The organism is Streptomyces sp. NPDC006450 (assembly GCF_040612195.1).
In the GTDB taxonomy this organism is placed as follows: Bacteria; Actinomycetota; Actinomycetes; order Streptomycetales; family Streptomycetaceae; genus Streptomyces.
Genome location: NZ_JBEXPT010000213.1, coordinates 1 through 5,211, shown reverse-complemented (window position 1 = coordinate 5,211; position 5,211 = coordinate 1). Strand labels below are relative to the sequence as shown.

The window sequence follows — 5,211 nt, the reverse complement described above, 5'->3', positions numbered from 1 at the left end:
GCATGCCGGGCCCTCGCCCGCCTCACGAACCGGGCCCGCGACAGGGCCAGGGGCCGGGCCGGGAGCCGCGACCCCACGCAGGGCCCGGGCGGCCCGAACCGCACAGCCGGGTGGCGACCGTGCCCGCCGCCTTCATGGCCCCGGAAGTAGCCGCGGGGCGGCCCTCCTCCTTCGCTGCCGACGTGTACTCGCTGGCGGTGCTCCTGCTCCACACCGCCACCGGGCGGCTGCCATTCGGGGACGGCCCGCCGCCCGTGCTGGCCTATCGAGCCCTCCACAACCGGCCCGAACTGCCCGACCTGCCCGGGGAGCTGGGCGAGGTGGTGGCCGCGGCGCTGGCCGCCTCGCCGACCGATCGCCCCACCGCCGCGGAGCTGTGCCGGACGCTGATCCCCGCCGGGCAGGACCCGGAGCGGGCACCGGACCCGCTGCCCGGCCGGGTCGTCGCCGCACTGGCCGTACGCACGCAGGCGATCGCCGACCTGGAGATCGCCGATGCGGATGCCGATGCGGATGCAGACGGGCACGGGGACGGGCATGCGGACGACCGGGACCCGGCGGACGCCGATGCGCACGAGCCCCCGCACCCCGCTACCCAGGCGGCGCTGCCCCCGGCTCCGGCCCCTTCCACCCCCGACGCGGCGGCCCGGCCCACCCGCCGCCGGGTCCTGTCCGGCCTGCTGACCGGCGCGGCGGGCGCGGCCCTGGGAGTCTCCGGGACCCGCGCCTGGTCCGGCCTGACCCGCGCGGACAGCCGCACCGGGCCGTCCGCGGCAGGGAGCGGTTCCGGTACGAGCCCCCGCGTGCCCGGCATGCCGCCGGCCGCCCTGTGGCGCCTGGACGACCCGACGGCCCGCATCCGGCTCCTCCCGGTGAGCAGCGCCGACCATTGCCTGATGACGCGTGGCGACGGCTTGTACGGGCACGACCTGCGCACCGGCAAGGAGGTGTGGCAGCTGCCCGCCGGCGGCGGCACCCCGCCCGTCCAGGTGCACGGCGACCGCTTCCTGACGGCCACCCGCGAGGGGCTTTCGCTCTGCTCGATGCGGGACGGCCGCACCCAGTGGCTCCAGCGCAGCGAGCACCTCGCGAGGGTGCTCGCCGCCGACGGCGCCGCCGCGTGGCTGCTCATGGGGGACGGGAGTCCGACGGGCGGATACCTACTGGCGGCGTTCGACCTGGAGCACCGCAAGGAGTTGTGGCGCACCCCGCTGCCGAGCGGATTCGGCAACGCGCAACTCGCCACCGCCGTCGGACCCGAGACGGTCGTCGTGGAGGTGCAGGCACCCCAGCAGATGTTCCGGGACGTCACGGCCGTCCGGACCCTCGCGATCGCGGGCTTCGAGCGGAGCAGCGGACGCATGCTCTGGAACCGCTCGTACCCCGACGTGCACGGCGGCCCCGCCTCCGTGGTGGACCCGGCGGGCGGCGGACGACTGTTCCTGCTCTCCGGCGGCCGCGCCCACGCCTACGACCTGAAGACCGGCACCCGGCTGTGGGAGTCGCAGGCCCTGGTCGCCGGGACCAACGCCCCGCCCTTCTACAGCGGCGGCACCCTGTACCTGACCGACGACGGCACGGGCCCCATCGTTGCCGTCGACCCGGACACCGGCCGGACGCTGTGGGAGCAGACGCTCACCGAGAACCTGACCTGGAACATGCTCGGGAGCATGACCGCGAGCGCATCCGGACGCACCCTCTACCTCGCGACGCTGCACCAGGTCACCGCGACCGGCCTCCCCTCGGGCAAACGGCTGTGGCAGACCGGGCTCGCGGGTGTGGTGGCCCGGGAACCGTTCCAACTCGCCGCGGTCCCCGGCACCCTGCTCGTCGCCCGGCCGTCCGCCGTCGTCGCCCTGCCGGCGGACTGACCCCGCGCCCTCTCCCCCACACGCCCTCCCGCGCCCGCCGGCGCCCGCCCACACGAGCACGCACGCACAGGTACGACCGCCGCCCCGAAGGAGTCCACCGGTCATGTCCACGCTCCTGCCACTGCTGCCCGACGATCCCGAACGGCTCGGGGAGTACGCCCTCCTCGGCCGGCTGGGCGCCGGCGGCATGGGGACCGTCTTCCTGGCCCGCACCGCCGGCGGGCGCCTCGCCGCGGTCAAGACCATCCGGTCCGACCTGCGCGACCAGCCCGGCTACCGCCAGCGGCTGACGCTGGAGGCCGAGGCCGCGCGGGCCCTGGGAACGGAGCACACCGCGGCCTTCCTCGGCGCCGACCCCGACACGGCCCGGCCCTGGCTGGCCACGGCGTACCTCATCGGGCCCTCGCTGAGGGAGGCGGTGGTGGCCGGGGGGCCGCTGCCCGAACCGGTCGTCCGCGGACTCGGCTCCGCGCTCGCCGCTTCCCTCGCCGCCCTGCACCGTGCCGGGCTCGTCCACCGGGACGTCAAGCCGTCGAACGTACTGATCACCGCGCAGGGCCCCCGGCTCATCGACTTCGGGCTCGCCCAGGCCCCGGGCAGCCCCCGCCTCACGGAGGCCGGGGCACTCGCGGGCACACCGGCGTACATGTCACCGGAGCAGGCGCGCGGGGGACCGCCCGGCCCGGAAGGCGACGTGTTCGCCCTCGCGGCGGTCCTGGTGTACGCCTCGACCGGTCACGGCCCCTACGACGCCCGCGGCCGGCAGAGCACCCTTGAACTGCTGCGGCACGGAGCCGACCCCGACCTGACGGGCCTGCCGGACGGGCTGCGCGGGACGCTCACCGCCTGTCTGTCACCGGAGCCGGGCGACCGGCCCGCGCCCGGCCGACTGCGCGAGGAGTGGGGGCCGTTCGACCCCGGGGAGTTCGCCGAGCTGCTGCCGCAGGCTCTCCTCGCCGACCTGTCCCGCCGGATCGGCGATGTCGCCACCCTCGCCCCCGCCCCGCTGCGCGCCCCCGCCCCGCGCCGCGCGCTCTCCCGCCGCACCCTGATCGCGGGCGCGGCGGCCGCCGCGCTCACCACCGCGGGCGGCGCCTCGGCGCTCTGGGCCACCGGGAACCTCCCCGGCTCGGGCCCTGGTTCGGGGGCCGGCTCGGGCTCGGGCTCGGGGAACCGTACGGCGTCGCCCGGCCCCGGCCGGAGCTCCCGCCCGCCCGGCACCCCTCCGGCCCCGCTGTGGTCGGTTCCCTCCCCCTTCTCCGCCTCCCCCGCCGTCGCGTCCGACGCGGTCCTGATCCACACGAGCGACGTCCTGCGCGGCATCTCGACGGCCGACGGCCGGATCCTGTGGGAGACCCGGACCGCCCAGGTCGAGGTGGCCGTGGCAGGAGACCGCCTCGTGGGCTTCGTATTCGACGACGACGGCAACGCGAGCGCCGGATATCTGGACCCGGGCACCGGCCGTCTCCCCGCCGACGCGGCCGACCCAGCAGTGCTGGGCGGCCTCGCCCAGACCACGCAGCTGCTCGCCGCGGACGCCGAATGCCTCTACCTGAAGGCGTACTTCCGCTCCGCCGACCAGCGACAGCAGGAGGAGGCCTGGCTGCTCTCCTACGATCTGGGCGCCCGGAAACTGCGCTGGCGCACCCGCATCGAGGGCGCCGTCCTGGACTCGAACGGCTCGCTCATGATGTCGGCGATCACCTCCGGCGGCCGCCTGATCTGCTCGGATCCCGCACGCGTCTTCGCCGTCGACCTGCGCGAGGGCCGCCTGCTGTGGGCCTGCCGGGTCCGCACCGACCAGGAGGCGGCGTCACCCGACAAGTCGGGGGGCATCAACCCCCCGGTCGCCTCGGACCGCCACGTCTTCGACTTCGAGGAGCGGATCACTGCGGTCGACCTGGTGACGGGCGCGGTGGCCTGGAAGCTGGAGCCGGACGGTACGAAGCTGCTGAGCGCGCCCGTCTGCGTGAACGGCACGGTGTACGTCGCGGACGGGGCGCTCCAGGCCTTCGACGAGTCGACCGGGAAGAAGGTGTGGAGCCACGACACGGGTGCGTACGTCTCCATGCTGGCGGCTCCTGCCCCGTTCGGCGGGGAGCTCTACGCGGCCGTCGGCGGCGCCGGTCAGGCGGTCGTCGCGGTGGACGCCGCCGCCCGCCGCGTCGCGTGGACGCTCGGCGCGGGCGCCCTGAACATGCCCGACGGCCCGACCATGATCGTCCAGCGCGGAAACCGGCTCTACCCCCAAACCGTCGACCGCCTCGCCGCCGTACCGCTCGATTGACATCCGCCGCGTCCTGTTGCCGCACCTCTTGCTGGTGACCCTGGCCGGCGCAGGCGACGTTCCGCAGTGTCCGGTACGCCCTCGCACGGTCCGCCGTCCGGGGATGGATCACCGGAATCCAGCGGCAGGGCCTCGACCGGCGGTCGTGGCGCCCGCCCGGTGCGCGGCGGGATGGCAGCCGTCCTGCCCGAGCTCATCGCGCCACGCGCATCGGCCGCTTGGCCGCCGTGGGATCGGACGCTCCATCAGCGGGCCGCGCAGCACGCCTCCGTGCTCCGCCGAGCCGACCGGGCCGCGCCGTCCTCACGGGTCGTGACCAAGGGAATTCGACAGGTAGCAATTAGGTGAATCCTTGACTGAATTCCCGTCAATAGCGCTCAACTTGTTATCTCGATTAGATAACGACTGCTCCGATAAGGCCTGGACCAATATCGCATGACGCGCGTAACTCGCCTTATTTTATTGCTTGTTGAGTGTTCATCAGATCTGACAGACAGGTAACGGAACGATTTCTCGAACCGCACCCCTCTTTGTCCGAATTCTCCGGCGCATTCGTCTGGCAGGCTTCCGCGCACCCACTCATCCGATGTTCACTTGAGGTGCCCATGACAGAACGACGCAGACGGCCTGAACACCGCCGCAAGCCGCGGCGGTTGATGCTCCTCACCGCTGCCATGGCCTCGGCGGCGGTGATGGCCGCCGGCATCGCCTACTCCGGACTGGGTGACGACGCCCGGGCCGTGTCCGTACAAGCGGGTACGGAGGCCGCCGCACCGGCCGCCGCGCCCGCCCGGGACCAGGAGCCCGAACCCCTCGCGGCCGCACCCGCCAACGAGAGCGCGCGCGGCATGGTCTACGACGGCCTCGCCCCCGCCCCGAAGGGCGACCGGTGCGCCGGCGTCTACCGGACCGGCTCGGGTCTGTGCACCCACGGCCCCGACGCCCCGCCCAAGGGCGTCGACATCACGAAGGACATCGCGCCCGCCGTCAAGTCCTCGGCACCGGCGGCCGACCCGGCCCGCCCCGCCGCCGACGACCCGGCGGCCGGCGAAG

2 protein-coding genes and 1 pseudogene are annotated in these 5,211 nt (G+C 74.6%); all 3 read left to right on the top strand.

What is annotated here, in order from left to right:
* The first annotated feature begins 110 nt into the window (after window positions 1-110).
* Entirely contained in the window at window positions 111-1,871 is a 1,761-nt protein-coding gene (locus tag ABZY57_RS31830) for a PQQ-binding-like beta-propeller repeat protein (protein ID WP_356517872.1), read from the top strand.
* Window positions 1,872-1,974: 103 nt separating this feature from the next.
* Window positions 1,975-4,158 (top strand): PQQ-binding-like beta-propeller repeat protein, encoded by a 2,184-nt coding sequence (locus ABZY57_RS31825; protein WP_356517870.1) that lies wholly within the window; start codon window positions 1,975-1,977, stop codon window positions 4,156-4,158.
* A 605-nt stretch (window positions 4,159-4,763) separates the two neighbouring features.
* Window positions 4,764-5,211 (top strand): annotated as a pseudogene (locus tag ABZY57_RS31820) (hypothetical protein); the annotation flags it as partial.